The organism is Pseudomonas sp. SA233 (genome assembly GCF_054792385.1).
This window is the reverse complement of sequence record NZ_CP096449.1, coordinates 3,975,856-3,992,851: the sequence shown is the minus strand read 5'-3', so window position 1 is coordinate 3,992,851 and position 16,996 is coordinate 3,975,856. Positions and strand designations below refer to the sequence as shown.

Genomic DNA, 16,996 nt, shown 5'->3' with positions numbered 1-16,996 from the left:
TTTGCGGCCCATCGCGACACAAGGCCGCTCCTACAGGCACCGCGCAATATTCAGGTATTCGCGGTCTCTGTAGGAGCGGCCTTGTGTCGCGATGGGCTGCAAAGCAGCCCCAAAACCCAACTCAGTACTCGCTGAGCGAAAACTCGGTCAGGCAGAAAGTCGGTACCCCGGCCGCCTGCAGCCGGCGCGACCCGTCCAGCTCCGGCAGATCGATGATCGCCGCCGCCTCGAACACCTGCGCACCGGTCCGGCGCACCAGGTTGGCCGCTGCCAGCAGCGTACCGCCCGTAGCAATCAAGTCATCGAAGATCAGCACCGAATCCCCTTCGCACAGGCTGTCGGCGTGCACTTCCAGGAAGGCTTCGCCGTACTCGGTCTGGTAACCCTCGCTCAGCACATCAGCCGGCAGCTTGCCCTGCTTGCGGAACAGGATCAGCGGCTTGTTCAGTTGGTGCGCGATGATCGAGCCGATCAGGAAGCCCCGGGCATCCATGGCACCGATGTGGCTGAACTCGGCTTCGACATAGCGCTCGATGAACTGGTCGGCCACATAGCGCAGCCCGCGCGGCGACTGGAACAGCGGGGTGATATCGCGGAAGATCACACCCGGTTTGGGGAAGTCCACTACCGGGCGGATCAGGGCTTTGAGGTCGAAGGCGTCGCTGTGCATTGTTGCGGGTATCCTGGGAAAACGAATGCCCAAGTATACCCGCTAAACGCCGGCCTCAGGCCTCCATTGCTCCACCGGCCAGCGCGCACAGCTGGATCGGGTCGAGAATGTGCACTTCCTTGCCTTCGGCGCGGATCAGGCCATTCTGCTGGAAGCGGGTGAACACCCGCGACACGGTTTCCACCGCCAGGCCCAGGTAGTTGCCGATTTCGTTGCGCGACATGCTCAGGCGGAACTGGTTGGCCGAATAGCCGCGGGCGCGGAAGCGTGCCGACAGGTTGACCAGAAAGGTGGCAATGCGCTCGTCGGCGGTCTTTTTCGACAGCAGCAGCATCATCTGCTGGTCGTCGCGGATTTCCCGGCTCATTACCCGCATCAGTTGGCGGCGTAGCTGCGGCAGCTGCACCGACAGCTCGTCGAGGCGTTCGAACGGGATTTCGCACACCGAGGTAGTTTCCTGGGCCTGGGCCGACACCGGGTAGGCTTCGGTGTCCATGCCCGACAGGCCGACCAGCTCGCTGGGCAGGTGGAAGCCGGTGATCTGCTCTTCGCCGCTGTCGCTGAGGCTGAAGGTTTTCAGCGCGCCGGAACGTACCGCGTAGACCGAGCCGAAATTGTCGCCCTGGCGGAACAGGAACTCGCCTTTTTTCAACGGCCGCCCACGTTTGACGATTTCATCCAGTGCATCCATGTCTTCCAGGTTGAGCGACAGAGGCAGGCACAGGGGGGCCAGGCTGCAGTCCTTGCAATGGGCCTGGTTGTGTGGGCGCAGTTTGACTGGCTCGGACATTTTCATTCGATCCTTGTGGGAAAGCACACATAAGACGTAAGGGTAACTCACGGCATAGGTTGTAGGCCAGCGTGCGCTGTTGTGGTGCGAGCTGGCCCGGCCCCGGCGGGTGTGCGCCGGGGCCTTCGCTGTGCCCATGGTGTGCCTGGCAAGGAACTTTGTCCATGCGGTTGAACGACTCGGTTCAGATCACCCGCGAGAAGCGCTGGCGGTTGTGCATCGCCAGGTAGGCGTCGAACACCATGCATACCGAGCGCGCCAGCAGGCGGCCGGCCGGCAGGATGCGGATGCCTTTGTCATCCAGGCGGATCAGGCCGTCGCGCTGCAAGGTCAGCAGTTCTGGCCAGAGGTCGTTGAAGTAGCCGCGAAAATCAATGGTGAATGCCTGTTCGATCGGCTCGAAATCCAGTTCGAAATGGCAGATCAGTTGCTGGATCACTGCACGGCGGATGCGGTCGTCGTGGTTGCACAGCAGGCCGCGCTGGGTGGCCAGCTGGGCGTTGGACAGGCTGTCCTGGTAGGTGTTGAGGTCGCTGCTGTTCTGGCAGTACAGGTCGCCGATCTGGCTGATGGCCGACACGCCCAGGCCGATCAGGTCGCAGTGCCCATGGGTGGTGTAGCCCTGGAAGTTGCGCTGCAGGGTGCCTTCTTCCTGGGCGATGGCGAGCTCGTCGTCGGGCAGGGCGAAGTGGTCCATGCCGATGTAGCGGTAGCCGGCTGCGGTCAGCTGGTCGATCGTGGCGTGCAGCATCTCCAGCTTGGCGGCCGCGCTGGGCAGGTCATTGCTGTCGATGCGCCGTTGCGGCATGAAGCGCTCGGGCAGGTGGGCGTAATTGAACACCGACAGGCGGTCGGGTTGCAGGCGGATCACTTCTTCGACGGTGCGAGCAAAGCCTTCCGGGGTTTGCTTGGGCAGGCCGTAGATCAGGTCGAGGTTGATCGAGCGGAACTGCAGGGTGCGCGCGGCTTCGATCAGGGTGCGGGTCTGCTCCAGGCTCTGCAGGCGGTTGACCGCGCGCTGCACGGCTGGGTCGAGGTCCTGCACGCCCAGGCTGACGCGGTTGAAGCCCAGTTCGCGGAGCAGGCCCATGGTCGACCAGTCGGCTTCGCGCGGGTCGATCTCGATGCCGTAGTCGCCGGAGTCGTCGTCCAGCAGGTGGAAGTGCTGGCGCAGGGTGGCCATCAGCTGGCGCAGTTCCACATGGCTGAGGAAGGTTGGCGTGCCGCCGCCGAAGTGCAACTGCTCGACACGCTGCTTGGGATCGAGGTGGCAGGCGATCAGCTGGATTTCCTGCTCCAGGCGCTGCAGGTAGGGTGCAGCGCGGGCGCGGTCTTTGGTGATGACCTTGTTGCAGGCGCAGTAGTAGCAGATGTTGGCGCAGAACGGCACGTGCACGTACAGCGACAGCGGGCGCACGGCCCGACGGCTCTCGCGCAGGGCGTGGAGCAGGTCGAACGAGCCCACTTCGCTGTGCAGTTGCACGGCGGTCGGGTAGGAGGTGTAGCGTGGCCCGGCCAGGTCGTAGCGGCGGATCAGGTCGGTATCCCAACGTAGGTCGTCGAGCATGAGGGTGGTCCCCGGAAAGAGCAGCAGTGCCCCGGAGTCTATGGCTGTCTGCAGGAACCGGTGTTGATTTGTATCAAGGGCATAGGGGCTGCTATCAGCCGTTCGCAGGGCCCTGTGGGAGCGGGCATGCCCGCGAAGGGCCGCACGGCGGCCCCCATCAATGCCCCATCAACCAATGCTGATGCGGCCCGGGCAGGGTCCATACCCCAAACAGCATCACCAGCACCCCGCCAGCCACCCGCACACTGCGCCGTTTCAACAACCGGTTTACTCGCTCAGCCGCCAGTCCCGTGGCCAGTAGCACCGGCCAGGTTCCCACGCCGAACGCCAGCATCAGCGCCGCGCTGTACCCGGCATTGCCCTGGCTGGCCGCCCACAGCAAGGTGCTGTACACCAACCCGCATGGCAACCATCCCCACAAGGCCCCCAGCAGCAACGCCCGGGGCATGCTGGATACCGGTAGCAAGCGCGACGCCACTGGCTGAATATGCCGCCACAGTCCCCGGCCCAGCGCCTCAATGCGGGTCAGCCCGCTCCACCAGCCGGCCAGGTACAGCCCCATGGCGATCAATAGCAGCGCCGCCACCACCCGCAGTGCCAGCGCTGCCGGGCTGCTGGCCACGGCCCAGCCGGCCAGGCCCAGCAGCAGGCCGGCACAGGCATAACTGAGAATGCGGCCAAGGTTGTACGCGAGCAGCAGGCGCATGCGCCGACCACGTTGTTCAGGCGGGATGGCAAGGGTCAGCGCGCCCATCAGGCCGCCGCACATGCCCAGGCAGTGGCCGCCGCCGAGCAAACCGAGGATCAACGCCGAGCCCAGCAGGGGCAGCAGGTCAGGCACGGGGCGGGTTTTCCTTGTCGGTGTCGGCCTTGCTGTCGTCAGGCTTCACCGCCGCCTGATGGCGCGGGTCCTGGTCGTCGAACAGGATGCTGTGGGCAGGGCTTTCCAGGTCGTCGTACTGGCCGCTGTCCACCGCCCAGAAGAAGATGTACACGGCCACGCCGACCAGCAGCAGGGCCGCGGGAATCATGACATAGAGGGCGGGCATGGCGACTTCCTCCCAGGCAGGGGCGCTTCGGTCGATGACAAACCCGATGCCGGGGGCTGGCGGGTCAGGCGCAGGGCATTGAGCACCACGATCAGCGAACTGACCGACATGCCGATGGCTGCCCATACCGGGGTGATCCAGCCGAGCGCGGCGAACGGCAACATCAGGCCATTATACAGGGTCGCCCACAGCAGGTTCTCGAGGATGTTGCGGCGGGTGCGGCGGGCCAGCTCGAAGGCCTGTACCAGCGCCTGCAAGCGGTTGGACAGCAGCACGGCGTCGGCGCTGGTCTTGGCCAGGTCGGTGGCGCTGCCCATGGCGATGCTGATGTCCGCGGCGGCCAGTACCGGCACGTCGTTGACCCCGTCCCCCAGCATCAGCACCTTGCGCCCGGCCGCCTGCAGCGCCTTCAGCCGGTCCAGTTTGTCGTCCGGGCGCAGGCCGCCGATGGCCTGGTCGATGCCCAGCTGCGCGGCCACTTCGGCGACCATCGGCGAGCTGTCGCCCGACAGCAGCAGCGTGCGCCAGCCACGGGTCTTGCAGGCCGCCAGCAGGGCAGGGGCATCGTCGCGCAGGCGGTCGTCCAGGCCGAACCAGGCCAGTGGGCCCTGGCGGTCGCCCAGTAGCAGCCACTGGCCGCGCGGCTCTGGCACGCCAGGGATTTCCGCGCCGCTCAAGGCGCAGACGAAGGTGGCCTGGCCAATGCGCAGGCGCTGGCCGTCGACCAGCCCTTCCAGGCCCAGGCCCGGTACGCTCTGCACGTCGTCAGCAGGCGTGGCGGTGCGGCCGAAGGCACGGGCGATGGGGTGTTCGGAGCGGTTCTCCAGCGCTGCGGCCAGGGCCAGGCAGCGGTCGGCGGGCAGGCTGCCGAGCGGTCGAATGCTGCGCAAGGTCAGGCGGCCTTCGGTCAGCGTGCCGGTCTTGTCGAAAATCACCGTGTCGATCTGGTTCAGGCCTTCCAGCACATGGCCACGGGTCACCAGTAGGCCGAGCTTGTGCAGCGTGCCAGTGGCTGCGGTAAGCGCCGTTGGCGTGGCCAGGGACAGCGCGCAGGGGCAGGTCGCTACCAGCATGGCCAGCACGATCCAGAACGCCCGCGTCGGGTCAAGGTGCCACCACCACAGGCCGATGGCCGCGGCGGCCAGCAGCGAGAACAGCAGGAACCACTGCGAGGCCCGGTCGGCGATTTCGGCCAGGCGGGGTTTTTCGGTCTGGGCGCGTTCCAGCAGGCGGACGATGGCCGACAACCGCGAGTCTTGGCCGAGGGCTTCGACTTCCACGTTCAGGGTGCTTTCGACGTTCAGGGTACCGCCTGTGACCCGCTCGCCGACCCGCCGTGGTTGCGGCAGGTATTCACCGGTCAGCAACGATTCATCGACGCTGGAGCGGCCTTCGACGATGCGCCCGTCGGCGGGGATTACCGCGCCTGGCAGCACCTGTACCGTGTCACCGCGCTGCAGTTCGCTGAGCAGGATGCGTTCGCTGCGGCCGACGGCGTCCAGGCGCAGGCACGAGGCCGGCAGCAGGTTGACCAGCTGCGCAGTGGCCGCTGCGGTGCGTTCGCGGGCGCGGCGCTCCAGGTAACGGCCAGTGAGCAGGAACAGCGCGAACATGCCCACGGTGTCGAAATACAGCTCGCCGCTGCCGGTGATGGCGGTCCAGATGCCGGCGCCGAACGCCAGGCCAATGGCCAGCGACACCGAAACGTCCATGGTCAGGTGGCGGGTACGCAGGTCGCGTGCCGCGCCCTTGAAGAACGGTGCGCAGCTGTAGAACACGATGGGGATGGTGAGAAACAGCGCCACCCAGCGCAGAATGGTGTGCAGTTCGGGCGACAGGTCGATGTTGAATTCCGGCCAGGTGGCCATGGTTGCCATCATCGCCTGGAACCACAGCAGCCCGGCCACGCCCAGGCGGCGCAGGGCGCTGCGGTTCTCGCGGGCCAGTTGCTCGGCGGCCTGGTCGGGCTGATAGGGGTGGGCGGCGTAGCCGATCTGGCGCAGCTCGGCGAGCAGGCGCGAGAGCGGCAGTTGCTTGTTATCCCAGTTCAGCAGCAGGCGGTGGTTGGACAGGTTCAGGCGCGCCTCGGCGACGCCGGGCAGGTTGCGCAGGTGCTTTTCGATCAGCCAGCCGCAGGCGGCGCAGCTGATGCCTTCGACCAGCAGGGTGGTCTCGGCCAGGTCGCCAGCATGGCGAACGAAGGTTTGCTGAACGTCGCTGCGGTCGTAGAGGGCCAGTTCGTCCTGTAGCTGCCTGGGCAGGGCCTCGGGGTTGGCGCTGTTGTCGCTGCGGTGCTGGTAGTAGTGCTCCAGGCCACCGGCGACGATCGACTCGGCCACTGCCTGGCAGCCGGGGCAGCAGAACTGCCGGGGCTCACCGAGGACCACGGCGTTGAAGCGGCTGCCGGCGGGGACGGGCATTGCGCAGTGGTAGCAGGGGGTGGGCTGGGTCATCACATCATTGCCTTAAACAAATCGGCTGGGTTGGGCACGGCACCTGTGGGAGCGGGTTTACCCGCGAATGCGTCAGATCAGGCAATGATGTTTTCAGGTTTGACGCATTCGCGGGTAAACCCGCTCCTACAAGGAGCGGCGGAGGTGCGATTATTGGTGCTCGGCACCTTGCAGTGCTTCATCACCCAGCTGCAAGGTCACACCATGCTCGACCTTTTCCTCCTCGAACAAGCGCCACACCTGGCCACCTTCGCTACCCAGCAGCTCGACGAAGCGCCGCCCGTCGACCTTGTCCTCCAGCTGCCCAACATAGCGCCCAGCCTCGACCCGGCTCAACAGCACCTTGCGGTCTTTCACCGGCTGGGTTGGCGAGATCAGGTTCAGCTCCAGGCTCTGCGGGTCGCTGTTGCCGGTCAGGCGCACGTCCACTTCGCCGGTCAGCTCGTCCAGGTGCACGCCGGCCTTCAGGCCCAGCGTCTGCGCCAGCAGTTCTCGGTCCAGCGAGCGGTTGATGCCCTTGCCAGCCTCGTAGTAGTTGTCGTTCACCAGGTTGTCCGGGTTGTGCACGGCGATGCTGACCATGGTCAGGCTCAGGCACACCGAGGTGGCGAGAATGCCGATGATGATCCAGGGCCAGAGGTGCTTGTACCAGGGGCTGGCGGCGGTGGCAGGCATTGTGGGTTATCTCTCTTAGCGGATCTGTGGGCCGATGAAGCGGCTCTTGGCTTCAACCTGGGCGTCGCTGTCATCGGCGCTCTTGAGGATGAAGGTAATTTCGTTGGTGGTCGATGGCAGTTTCTCGGGCGCGATCGACAGCTGCACCGGCAGGCTGACGATATCACCAGCGTCCACGCGGATCTCGCGCTGGCCTTCAAGCTTCAGGTCCGGCAGGCCGGTGGCGTCCAGCACGTAGACGTGGTCACGCTGGTCCTTGTTCATCACCTTCAGGCTATACACGTTCTCGATCCGGCCCTGGGCGTTCTCGCGGTACAGCACGCGGTCCTTGCTGACGTCGAAACCGACCAGCGAACGGGTGGCGAAGGCGGTGGCCAGGCCGACCATCATCACCAGCAGTACCACGGCATAGCCGATCAGGCGCGGGCGCAGCATGTGGGTCTTCTGCCCGGACAGGTTGTGCTCGGTGGTGTAGCTGATCAGCCCCCTTGGGTAATTCATCTTGTCCATGATGTTGTCACAGGCATCGATGCACGCGGCGCAGCCGATGCACTCGATCTGCAGGCCGTCACGGATATCGATGCCGGTGGGGCAGACCTGCACGCACATGGTGCAGTCGATGCAGTCGCCCAGGCCCGCGGCCTTGTAGTCCAGGTCCTTTTTGCGCGGGCCGCGGGTTTCGCCACGACGCGGGTCGTAGGAAACAATCAGCGTGTCTTTGTCGAACATCACGCTCTGGAAGCGCGCGTAGGGGCACATGTACACGCACACCTGCTCGCGCAGCCAGCCGGCGTTGCCGTAGGTGGCGAGGGTGAAGAAGCCGACCCAGAAGTAGGCCCAGCCGTCGGCCTGGCCGGTAAAGAATTCGATGGCCAGTTCACGGATCGGCGAGAAATAGCCGACGAAGGTCATGCCGGTGACGAAACCGATCAGCAGCCACAGGCTGTGCTTGGCGAACTTGCGCAGGAACTTGTTGCCGCTCATGGGGGCTTTGTCGAGCTTCATGCGCTGGTTGCGGTCGCCCTCGGTGACCTTCTCGCACCACATGAAAATCCATGTCCACACGCTTTGCGGGCAGGTGTAGCCGCACCATACCCGGCCGGCGAACACGGTGATGAAGAACAGGCCGAAGGCGGCAACGATGAGGATGCCCGAGAGCAATATGAAGTCTTGCGGCCAGATGGTGGCGCCGAAGATGTAGAACTTGCGCTCGGGCAGGTTCCACCACACGGCCTGGTGGCCGCCCCAGTTCAACCACACCGTGCCGAAGTACAGCAGGAACAGCACAGCCCCGCCGACCATGCGCAGGCGTCGGAACAGGCCGGTGAAAGCGCGGGTGTAGATCTTTTCCCGGGAGGCGTAGAGGTCGACGGAATCCTTCCCTTTGTTGGCAGGCGGGGTGACGTCATGTACCGGAATTTGCTTGCTCATCATCAAGTCCCACGGCAGTGGAGAAGTGCCGCAGCCAGTGCATGCCGGCCGCAGTCTCGCGCAATCTGCTAGCGCTCTGCGGCCCATGATACGCCGCTGATGGCAGTATGGGGCTGCACTGCGACCTTTAGTCGCGTTGGGTTCGTGGTATGAATCGTGTTATGGCAGGTGTCAATTGATCCAGGTCATGGGGCCTGCAACAAATGTGTTTTCAGTACCGGCCTCTTCGCGGGTGAACCCGCTCCCACAGGGATCGCACAGATCCTGACGCGAGCGCAGTACCTGTGGGAGCGGGTTTACCCGCGAAGAGGCCTGGCCTGCTTACTCGGCCTTGGCCGGTGCCTGGTCCTGGTGCGACAGGCTGTACACATAAGCCGCCAGCAAGTGCACCTTGTCATTCCCTTGCAGCTGCTCCTGGGCCGGCATCTGCCCCTGGCGACCGTAGCGGATGGTCTGTTGCAACTGGGCAAAGCTCGAGCCGTAGATGAACGCCTGCGGATGGGTCAGGTTCGGCGCGCCCATGGCTGGCGTGCCCTTGCCCTCGGGCCCGTGGCAGGCCACGCAGTTGGCGGCGAAGATCTTCTGACCGTTTTCGGCATCGGCTTTCACGCCCTCTGGCAGGGTGCGGCCATCGAGCTTGCTGACCACGAACGCAGCCACGTCGGCCACGCCCTGCTCGCCGATCACTTCGGCCCAGGCCGGCATCACGCCGTGGCGGCCGCCCATGATGGTTGCCTTGATGGTGTCCGGCTCGCCGCCCCAGCGCCAGTCGTTGTCGGTAAGATTGGGGAAACCATAGGCACCCTTGGCGTCGGAGCCGTGGCATACCGAGCAGTTGGAGGCGAACAGCCGCGCGCCCATCTTCAGGGCCTGCGGGTCCTTGGCCACCTCGGTGATGGGCATGGCGGCGAACTTGGCGAAGATCGGCCCGAAGCGGGCGTCGGCCTTGGCCATTTCCTTTTCCCACTCGTGCACGCCGGTCCAGCCCGGCTGGCCGTTGGAAAACTCGGTCTGCTTGTCGTTATCCAGGTATGAGTAGCCTGGCAGGACGCCTTTCCAGTTGCCCAGGCCCGGGTACAGCACCAGGTAGCCGAGGGCGAAGATGATGGTGCCGACGAACAGCCAGAACCACCATTTCGGCAGTGGGTTGTCGTACTCCTCGATGCCATCGAAGGCATGCCCGACGGTTTCGTCGGTGACCTCTTCGCGCTGGCCCTTGCGGGTCGACAGCAGCAGCCAGGTCAACGAGAAGATGGTGCCCAGGGTCAGGACGGTAACGTACAGACTCCAGAAGGTTGTCATTGTTTTTTGCTCCCAGAAGCTTTTGCTTGCTCGACGAGCCGGCTGGCTTCGGGGTCATCCGCGAAGGGCAGTTGGGTCGCTTCGTCGAAGTCCTTCTTGCGCCGTGGGTTGAACACCCACAGCGCCAGGCCCACGAAGGCCACCATCACCACGACGGTGCCCAGGCCGCGAATCATCCCGATATCCATCAGCGTCACCGTTTGCTCTTGATGATGGTGCCAAGACCCTGCAGGTACGCGACGATGGCGTCCATTTCGGTCTTGCCCTTGACCGCGTCGCGGGCCCCGGCGATGTCGGCGTCGGTGTATGGCACGCCGAGGGTGCGCAGCACTTCCATCTTCTTCGCGGTGTCCTTGCCGTCGAGCTTGTGCTCGACCAGCCACGGGTACGACGGCATCTTCGATTCCGGTACCACGTTGCGCGGGTTGTACAGGTGCGCACGGTGCCAGTCATCGGAGTAGCGGCCACCGACCCGCGCCAGGTCCGGCCCGGTACGCTTGGAGCCCCACAGGAACGGGTGGTCCCACACGCTCTCGCCGGCCACCGAGTAATGGCCGTAGCGCTCGGTTTCGGCACGGAACGGGCGGATCATCTGCGAGTGGCAACCCACGCAGCCTTCGCGGATATAGATATCGCGGCCTTCAAGCTCCAGCGCGGTGCGCGGCTTCATGCCTTCCACGGGTTTGTTGGTGACGTCCTGAAAAAACAGCGGGACGATCTGGGTCAGGCCACCGACGCTCACGGCGATGACCATGAAGAAGGCCAGCAGGCCTATGTTCTTCTCGACGGCTTCATGCTTCATCAGTGCGCTCCCACGACGACGATCTTGGCGGCTTCCTCAGCCTGTGCCGGGTTGGCGGCACGTACGGTACGGAACACGTTGTAGGCCATCAGCAGCATGCCGGTGGCGAAGAACGCACCGCCCAGGGCGCGGACGATATAGCCAGGGTGGCTGGCCTGCAGGGCTTCGACGAAGGAGTAGGTGAGGGTGCCGTCGTCGTTGATGGCGCGCCACATCAGGCCCTGGGTGATGCCGTTTACCCACATCGAGGCGATGTACAGCACGGTACCGATGGTAGCCAGCCAGAAGTGCGCGTTGATCAGGCCGACGCTGTGCATCTGCTCGCGGCCATACAGGCGCGGGATCATGTGGTACACGGCGCCGATCGAGATCATCGCTACCCAGCCGAGGGCGCCGGCGTGGACGTGGCCGATGGTCCAGTCGGTGTAGTGCGACAGCGAGTTCACGGTCTTGATGGCCATCATCGGGCCTTCGAAGGTGGACATGCCGTAGAACGCCAGCGACACCACCAGGAAGCGCAGGATCGGGTCGGTGCGCAGTTTGTGCCAGGCACCGGACAGGGTCATCATGCCGTTGATCATGCCGCCCCAGCTTGGCGCCAGCAGGATGATCGACATCACCATGCCCAGCGACTGTGCCCAGTCTGGCAGGGCGGTGTAGTGCAGGTGGTGCGGGCCGGCCCAGATGTACAGGGTGATCAGGGCCCAGAAGTGCACGATAGACAGGCGATACGAGTAGATCGGGCGTTCGGCCTGCTTCGGTACGAAGTAGTACATCATCCCCAGGAAGCCGGTGGTGAGGAAGAAGCCCACGGCGTTGTGGCCGTACCACCACTGGATCATCGCGTCGGTGGCGCCGGAGTAGGCCGAGTACGACTTGAACAGGCTTACCGGCAGCGAGATGTGGTTGACGATGTGCAGCATCGCGGTAACCACGATGAAGGCGCCGTAGAACCAGTTGCCGACATAGATATGCTTGGTCTTGCGCTTGACGATGGTGCCGAAGAACACCAACCCGTAGGTGACCCAGACGATGGCCAGCAGGATCGCCAGCGGCCACTCGAGCTCGGCGTACTCCTTGGTGGTGGTGTAGCCCATCGGCAGGGTGATCAGCGCCCCGACGATCACCGCCTGCCAACCCCAGAAGGTGAAGGCGGCCATGCTGTCGGAGATCAGCCGGGTCTGGCAGGTGCGCTGCACCACGTAGTAGCTGGTGCCGAACAGCGCACAGCCCCCGAAGGCGAAGATCACCAGGTTGGTGTGCAGCGGGCGCAGGCGGCCGAAGCTGGTCCAGGGCAGGTCCAGGTTCAGTTGCGGCCATACCAGCTGCGAGGCGATGAAGACGCCGAGGCCCATGCCAAGGATCCCCCAGACCACCGTCATGATGGCGAACTGGCGGACGACCTTATAGTTATAAGCAGTCGGACTGATTGCTGTGCTCATTGCTAAGGTTCCACGGTTTTGATGTTCTTGTTGGTCGAAAAATCGGCGCCAGTATTGATAACCACCGGGGTTACTGCAACGCAACTTTGGTACGCCGACCCGTGCCCGAGCCCGTTCACTGATGTCCCGCAGCGATCGGGTCTGGACGATTGTACACAAATAAATATTTGTAATGTGTACCGTTTTTCGCCTTTTTCTGATCGATCGGTCAAGCTTTTTATCGGGACGGCGACAGGCTACGCGCCGCGTCTGCTTCGGTCCTTTCGGAGCGAGGCCCACTGAGGCAACAAGCTTAGTTGTGTTCGGAGGGGGTGCAAGGGAGGGTAGAGCGGGGGCAAGGTGGGAATGGGGCTGCTTTGCAGCCCGTCGCGACACAAGGCCGCTCCTACAGGAAGTACGCAATCCCTTGTAGGAGCGGCCTTGTGTCGCGATAGGGCCGCAAAGCGGCCCCTGGGCGGTATTACTTGGCAGTCACGGTTTCAGCAGCACCATCCTGCGACAGGCTATACACATAAGCCGCCAGCAGGTGCACCTTGTCGTTGCCCTGGATCTCCGCCTGCGCCGGCATCTGCCCCTGCCGACCATAGCGAATGGTCTGCTGCAGCTGGGCAAAGCTCGAACCGTAGATGAACGCCTGCGGGTGAGTCAGGTCTGGTGCGCCCATGGCCGGGGTGCCTTTGCCTTCAGGTCCGTGGCAGGCCACGCAGTTGCCGGCAAAGATCTCCTTGCCCTTGGCGGCGTCAGCCTTGACCCCTTCCGGCAGGCTGCGGCCATCGAGGTTGGTGAGCACGAACGCGGCCACATCCGCCACGCCCTGCTCGCCGATCACTTCGGCCCAGGCCGGCATCACGCCATGGCGACCGTTCATGATCGACGCCTTGATGGTTTCCGCCTCGCCGCCCCAGCGCCAGTCCTTGTCGGTGAGGTTGGGGAAGCCATAGGCACCCTTGGCGTCCGAGCCGTGGCACACCGAGCAGTTGGAGGCGAACAGGCGGCTGCCCATTTTCAGCGCCTGCGGGTCCTTGGCCACTTCTTCCACGGGCATGGCGGCGTACTTGGCAAAGATCGGGCCGAATTTTGCGTCGGCCTTGTCCATTTCCTTCTGCCATTCGTTGGCGCCGGTCCAGCCATTTTCATAGCCCGGCAGGATGCCCTTCCAGTTGCCCAGGCCCGGATAGAGGATCAGGTAGCCGACCGAGAACACCAGGGTGCCGACGAACAGCCAGAACCACCACTTGGGCAGCGGGTTGTCGTACTCCTCGATGCCGTCGAAGCTGTGGCCCATGGTCTGGTCGGTGGTGTTGTTGCTCTGGCCCTTGCGGGTGGCGAGCAGCAGCCAGGTCAGGCCAATCAGGCTACCGATGGTCAGTACGCAGATGTACGTACTCCAGAAGGTGGTCATTGCCCGTTACTCCTTTTTGCAGCAGGTTCCTGTCCGGCAGAGGGCAGGCGGTCGTCGACGAAGGGCAGCAGGCGCGCTTCGGCGAAATCACGGTCGCGGCGGCGGTTGAATACCCACAGGGTGAGGCCGATGAAGGCGATCATCACCACCAGTGTGCCCAGGCCGCGGATCATGCCGATGTCCATTCCCATCGCATTCACCTCTTGTTCTTGATCGCGGTGCCTAGCACCTGCAGGTAGGCGACCAGGGCATCCATTTCGGTCTTGCCCTTGACCGCGTCGCGGGCCCCGGCGATGTCATCGTCGGTGTACGGCACGCCCAGGGTGCGCAGGGTGCGCATCTTGGTGTCGGTATGGCTGTTGTCGACCTGCTGGGCTACCAGCCATGGGTACGACGGCATCTTCGACTCCGGTACCACGTTGCGCGGGTTGTACAGGTGCGCACGGTGCCAGTCGTCCGAGTAGCGGCCACCGACCCGGGCCAGGTCCGGCCCGGTGCGCTTGGAGCCCCACAGGAACGGATGGTCCCACACGCTTTCACCAGCCACCGAATAGTGGCCATAGCGCTCGGTTTCGGCACGGAACGGGCGGATCATCTGCGAATGGCAGCCCACGCAGCCTTCGCGGATGTAGATATCGCGGCCTTCCAGCTGCAGCGCGGTGTAGGGCTTCATGCCTTCCACCGGCTTGTTGGTGACGTCCTGGAAGAACAACGGGACGATCTGGGTCAGGCCGCCGATGCTGACGGCGAACACCATCAGCAGGGCCAGCAGGCCGACGTTTTTCTCGATGACTTCATGTTTCATCAGGCAGGTCTCCTCAAGCCAGCTGGGCGTTCGCAGGGGCGACATCGAGCGCCGGCGAACGCACGGTGCGCCAGGTGTTCCAGGCCATCAGGAACATGCCGCTGAGGAAGATCGCACCGCCGACGAAGCGCACGATGAAGCCTGGGTGGCTGGCCACCAGGGTTTCCACGAACGAGTAGGTGAGCGTGCCGTCGCTGTTGACCGCGCGCCACATCAGGCCCTGGGCGATGCCGTTGACCCACATCGAGGCGATGTACAGCACGGTGCCGATGGTGGCCAGCCAGAAGTGCGCGTTGATCAGGCCGATGCTGTACATGCGCTCCTTGCCGAACACTTTCGGGATGGTGTGGTACAGCGCGCCGATCGAGATCATCGCCACCCAGCCGAGGGCGCCGGCGTGCACGTGGCCGATGGTCCAGTCGGTGTAGTGGGACAGGGCGTTGACCGTCTTGATGGCCATCATCGGGCCTTCGAAGGTGGACATGCCGTAGAACGCCAGCGACACCACCAGGAAACGCAGGATCGGGTCGCTGCGCAGTTTGTGCCAGGCGCCGGACAGGGTCATCATGCCGTTGATCATGCCGCCCCAGCTTGGTGCCAGCAGGATCAGCGACATCACCATGCCCAACGACTGCGCCCAGTCGGGCAGGGCGGTGTAGTGCAGGTGGTGCGGGCCGGCCCAGATGTACAGGGTGATCAGCGCCCAGAAGTGCACGATCGACAGGCGATAGGAATACACCGGGCGTTCGGCCTGCTTGGGCACGTAGTAGTACATCATCCCCAGGAAGCCTGCGGTCAGGAAGAAGCCCACGGCGTTGTGGCCATACCACCACTGCACCATGGCATCGGTGGCACCGGCATAGACCGAGTAGGACTTGGTCAGGCTGACCGGCAGTTCCAGGTTGTTGACGACGTGCAGCATCGCCACGGTGAGGATGAAGCCGCCGAAGAACCAGTTACCGACGTAGATGTGCTTGGTGTTGCGCTTCATCAGCGTGCCGAAGAACACGATGGCGTAGCTCACCCAGACGATGGTGATCAGGATGTCGATCGGCCATTCCAGTTCGGCGTATTCCTTGGAGCTGGTGTAACCCAGCGGCAGGCTGATGGCCGCCAGCAGGATCACCAGTTGCCAGCCCCAGAAGGTGAACGCGGCCAGGCCTGGTGCGAACAGGGTGGTCTGGCAGGTGCGTTGCACCGAATAATAGGAGGTGGCGAACAGCGCGCAGCCGCCGAAGGCGAAGATCACCGCATTGGTATGCAGGGGGCGCAGGCGGCCGAAGCTGGTCCAGGGGAGGTCGAAGTTGAGGGAGGGCCAGGCGAGCTGGGCGGCGATGAAGACGCCGAGCCCCATCCCGACGATTCCCCACACCACCGTCATGATGGCGAATTGGCGGACCACCTTGTAGTTATAGGCGGTACTGCTGGTTGTGTTCATGTATGGGTTCCCATCCACGGTTATTTGGCAGGCTTTACAGCGAGGCAAGCATGATTAATGGGCAAAGTGCCGGTATTGACGGGGATCAATGGGCGAAGGTCGGAAATGTCCCAGGCTTGCGCTGCGATCCCCCGCACATTCGGGGCAAGGACGGCTACAAGGGCTGCCTGATCCTGGCCCATGGCGCAGGTGCGCCGATGGACAGCGGGTTCATGGACGAAATGGCGCAAAGGCTTGCGGCGCTTGGGGTAGCGGTAGTGCGCTTCGAGTTCCCGTACATGGCCGAGCGCAGGGTTGCCGGCGGCAAGCGGCCGCCGAACCCGCAGAAGGTGTTGCTGGAATGCTGGCGCGAGGTGTACAGGCAGGTGCGACCTTTGGTCGCGGGCAAGTTGGCGGTGGGTGGCAAGTCCATGGGCGGGCGCATGGCCAGCCTGCTGGCCGATGAACTGGAAGCGGATGCACTGGTGTGCCTGGGCTATCCGTTCTATGCAGTGGGCAAACCGGAAAAGCCACGGGTCGAACACCTGGCCGAATTGAAGACGCCGACGTTGATCGTGCAGGGCGAGCGGGATGCACTGGGTAACCGCGAGGCGGTGGCAGGGTATGCGTTATCGCCGGCGATCGAGGTGAGCTGGCTGGTGGCGGGGGACCATGACCTGAAGCCGCTGAAGGCCTCGGGGTTCAGCCATGAGCAGCACTTGCAGGCGGCGGCTGAGAAGGTTGCGGCATTCCTGTCGCAATAGTGCTGGATTCTTCGCGGGCTTGCCCGCTCCCACAGGTTCACTACAGGTCTGAAACTTGTGCAGCACCTGTGGGAGCGGGTTTACCCGCGAAGAGGCCGGACCAGGCTGACGCTTAGTCGCGGTACTCGCACAGGTAAGCGGTATCCACCTTCACCTGCAGCTGGAACTTGCTGTCAGCCGGCACGTTGAACTTGTCGCCCGCCTTGAAGGTTTCCCAGTTGTCGCTACCTGGCAGCTTCACGGTCAGCGCACCCGAAACCACGTGCATGATTTCGCGCTTGGCAGTGCCGAATTCGTATTCGCCCGGGGCCATCACACCGACAGTGGCCGGGCCTTCTTCGCCCGCGAATGCGATCGACTTGACGGTGCCGTTGAAGTACTCGTTGACCTGGAACATGGGCGACTCCTGAAAGGGGGGATGAAAAAG

General features: G+C 63.9%; 18 protein-coding genes. 1 reads left to right on the top strand and 17 read right to left on the bottom strand.

Features of this window, described 5'->3' with window-relative positions; translation table 11 throughout:
* Positions 1-121 precede the first annotated feature (121 nt).
* The 16 genes from M1D87_RS18385 to ccoN (M1D87_RS18310) all read right to left on the bottom strand — a co-directional run bounded on the left by M1D87_RS18385 (position 122) and on the right by ccoN (M1D87_RS18310) (position 15,826).
* Positions 122-670, bottom strand: coding sequence for an adenine phosphoribosyltransferase (locus tag M1D87_RS18385; RefSeq protein WP_009683910.1), 549 nt, complete (start codon positions 668-670; stop codon positions 122-124).
* 55 nt (positions 671-725) lie between these two features.
* Positions 726-1,460, bottom strand: coding sequence for a Crp/Fnr family transcriptional regulator FnrA (gene fnrA, locus M1D87_RS18380; protein WP_015271145.1), 735 nt, complete (start codon positions 1,458-1,460; stop codon positions 726-728).
* Between the two features lie 184 nt (positions 1,461-1,644).
* Positions 1,645-3,027 carry an oxygen-independent coproporphyrinogen III oxidase gene (gene hemN / locus M1D87_RS18375; protein WP_015271144.1) on the bottom strand — a complete coding sequence of 461 codons (1,383 nt, stop codon included), beginning with the start codon at positions 3,025-3,027 and terminating at the stop codon, positions 1,645-1,647.
* Between the two features lie 157 nt (positions 3,028-3,184).
* The gene (locus M1D87_RS18370; RefSeq protein WP_013973502.1) at positions 3,185-3,868 is read right to left on the bottom strand and encodes a sulfite exporter TauE/SafE family protein; all 684 of its coding nucleotides are present in this window, start codon (positions 3,866-3,868) and stop codon (positions 3,185-3,187) included.
* Complete coding sequence (ccoS, locus tag M1D87_RS18365) at positions 3,861-4,076, bottom strand: cbb3-type cytochrome oxidase assembly protein CcoS (protein WP_013973501.1); 216 nt, start codon at positions 4,074-4,076, stop codon at positions 3,861-3,863. Before ccoS ends, M1D87_RS18370 begins: the two co-directional genes overlap by 8 nt.
* Complete coding sequence (locus M1D87_RS18360) at positions 4,055-6,529, bottom strand: heavy metal translocating P-type ATPase (RefSeq protein WP_421091802.1); 2,475 nt, start codon at positions 6,527-6,529, stop codon at positions 4,055-4,057. Before M1D87_RS18360 ends, ccoS begins: the two co-directional genes overlap by 22 nt.
* 150 nt (positions 6,530-6,679) lie before the next feature.
* A complete protein-coding gene (locus M1D87_RS18355; RefSeq protein ID WP_123085925.1) occupies positions 6,680-7,204 on the bottom strand; it encodes a FixH family protein in 525 nt (174 codons plus the stop codon).
* Between the two features lie 15 nt (positions 7,205-7,219).
* Positions 7,220-8,635: a cytochrome c oxidase accessory protein CcoG gene (gene ccoG, locus M1D87_RS18350; protein ID WP_015271140.1), complete on the bottom strand. Its 1,416-nt coding sequence runs from the start codon at positions 8,633-8,635 to the stop codon at positions 7,220-7,222.
* 321 nt (positions 8,636-8,956) lie between these two features.
* A complete protein-coding gene (ccoP, locus tag M1D87_RS18345) occupies positions 8,957-9,937 on the bottom strand; it encodes a cytochrome-c oxidase, cbb3-type subunit III (RefSeq protein ID WP_038410021.1) in 981 nt (326 codons plus the stop codon).
* Entirely contained in the window at positions 9,934-10,125 is a 192-nt protein-coding gene (locus M1D87_RS18340) for a cbb3-type cytochrome oxidase subunit 3 (protein ID WP_123085926.1), read from the bottom strand. The genes ccoP (M1D87_RS18345) and M1D87_RS18340 overlap by 4 nt, the downstream gene beginning before the upstream one ends.
* Before the next feature lie 5 nt (positions 10,126-10,130).
* A complete protein-coding gene (ccoO, locus tag M1D87_RS18335) occupies positions 10,131-10,739 on the bottom strand; it encodes a cytochrome-c oxidase, cbb3-type subunit II (protein ID WP_013973496.1) in 609 nt (202 codons plus the stop codon).
* The gene (gene ccoN / locus M1D87_RS18330; protein WP_015271137.1) at positions 10,739-12,181 is read right to left on the bottom strand and encodes a cytochrome-c oxidase, cbb3-type subunit I; all 1,443 of its coding nucleotides are present in this window, start codon (positions 12,179-12,181) and stop codon (positions 10,739-10,741) included. The genes ccoO (M1D87_RS18335) and ccoN (M1D87_RS18330) overlap by 1 nt, the downstream gene beginning before the upstream one ends.
* Before the next feature lie 460 nt (positions 12,182-12,641).
* Entirely contained in the window at positions 12,642-13,583 is a 942-nt protein-coding gene (ccoP, locus tag M1D87_RS18325) for a cytochrome-c oxidase, cbb3-type subunit III (protein WP_015271136.1), read from the bottom strand.
* A complete protein-coding gene (locus tag M1D87_RS18320; RefSeq protein WP_023661030.1) occupies positions 13,580-13,774 on the bottom strand; it encodes a cbb3-type cytochrome oxidase subunit 3 in 195 nt (64 codons plus the stop codon). Before M1D87_RS18320 ends, ccoP (M1D87_RS18325) begins: the two co-directional genes overlap by 4 nt.
* Positions 13,775-13,779: 5 nt before the next feature.
* A complete protein-coding gene (gene ccoO, locus M1D87_RS18315) occupies positions 13,780-14,388 on the bottom strand; it encodes a cytochrome-c oxidase, cbb3-type subunit II (RefSeq protein ID WP_013973492.1) in 609 nt (202 codons plus the stop codon).
* Between the two features lie 13 nt (positions 14,389-14,401).
* Positions 14,402-15,826, bottom strand: coding sequence for a cytochrome-c oxidase, cbb3-type subunit I (gene ccoN, locus M1D87_RS18310; RefSeq protein WP_013973491.1), 1,425 nt, complete (start codon positions 15,824-15,826; stop codon positions 14,402-14,404).
* A 50-nt stretch (positions 15,827-15,876) separates the two neighbouring features.
* Here ccoN (M1D87_RS18310) and M1D87_RS18305 point away from each other — a divergent pair, with 50 nt between their 5' ends.
* Positions 15,877-16,569, top strand: a complete 693-nt coding sequence (locus M1D87_RS18305) for an alpha/beta family hydrolase (RefSeq protein ID WP_232881338.1) — start codon at positions 15,877-15,879, stop codon at positions 16,567-16,569.
* 112 nt (positions 16,570-16,681) lie between these two features.
* Here M1D87_RS18305 and ppnP read toward each other — a convergent pair whose 3' ends face one another.
* On the bottom strand, positions 16,682-16,966 hold the full coding sequence (gene ppnP, locus M1D87_RS18300) for a pyrimidine/purine nucleoside phosphorylase (RefSeq protein WP_003259920.1): 285 nt from the start codon (positions 16,964-16,966) through the stop codon (positions 16,682-16,684).
* Positions 16,967-16,996: the final 30 nt, after the last annotated feature.

Coding starts and splice junctions, on each gene's coding strand:
- ccoO (WP_013973496.1), bottom strand. CDS start 10,739: ATGAAGCATGAAGCCGTCGAGAAGAACATAGGCCTGCTGGCCTTCTTC.
- ccoS (WP_013973501.1), bottom strand. CDS start 4,076: ATGCCCGCCCTCTATGTCATGATTCCCGCGGCCCTGCTGCTGGTCGGC.
- M1D87_RS18340 (WP_123085926.1), bottom strand. CDS start 10,125: ATGGATATCGGGATGATTCGCGGCCTGGGCACCGTCGTGGTGATGGTG.
- M1D87_RS18360 (WP_421091802.1), bottom strand. CDS start 6,529: ATGACCCAGCCCACCCCCTGCTACCACTGCGCAATGCCCGTCCCCGCC.
- ppnP (WP_003259920.1), bottom strand. CDS start 16,966: ATGTTCCAGGTCAACGAGTACTTCAACGGCACCGTCAAGTCGATCGCA.
- ccoP (WP_038410021.1), bottom strand. CDS start 9,937: ATGACAACCTTCTGGAGTCTGTACGTTACCGTCCTGACCCTGGGCACC.
- M1D87_RS18355 (WP_123085925.1), bottom strand. CDS start 7,204: ATGCCTGCCACCGCCGCCAGCCCCTGGTACAAGCACCTCTGGCCCTGG.
- fnrA (WP_015271145.1), bottom strand. CDS start 1,460: ATGTCCGAGCCAGTCAAACTGCGCCCACACAACCAGGCCCATTGCAAG.
- M1D87_RS18305 (WP_232881338.1), top strand. CDS start 15,877: ATGATTAATGGGCAAAGTGCCGGTATTGACGGGGATCAATGGGCGAAG.
- ccoG (WP_015271140.1), bottom strand. CDS start 8,635: ATGAGCAAGCAAATTCCGGTACATGACGTCACCCCGCCTGCCAACAAA.
- ccoP (WP_015271136.1), bottom strand. CDS start 13,583: ATGACCACCTTCTGGAGTACGTACATCTGCGTACTGACCATCGGTAGC.
- ccoN (WP_015271137.1), bottom strand. CDS start 12,181: ATGAGCACAGCAATCAGTCCGACTGCTTATAACTATAAGGTCGTCCGC.
- ccoO (WP_013973492.1), bottom strand. CDS start 14,388: ATGAAACATGAAGTCATCGAGAAAAACGTCGGCCTGCTGGCCCTGCTG.
- M1D87_RS18320 (WP_023661030.1), bottom strand. CDS start 13,774: ATGGGAATGGACATCGGCATGATCCGCGGCCTGGGCACACTGGTGGTG.
- hemN (WP_015271144.1), bottom strand. CDS start 3,027: ATGCTCGACGACCTACGTTGGGATACCGACCTGATCCGCCGCTACGAC.
- ccoN (WP_013973491.1), bottom strand. CDS start 15,826: ATGAACACAACCAGCAGTACCGCCTATAACTACAAGGTGGTCCGCCAA.
- M1D87_RS18385 (WP_009683910.1), bottom strand. CDS start 670: ATGCACAGCGACGCCTTCGACCTCAAAGCCCTGATCCGCCCGGTAGTG.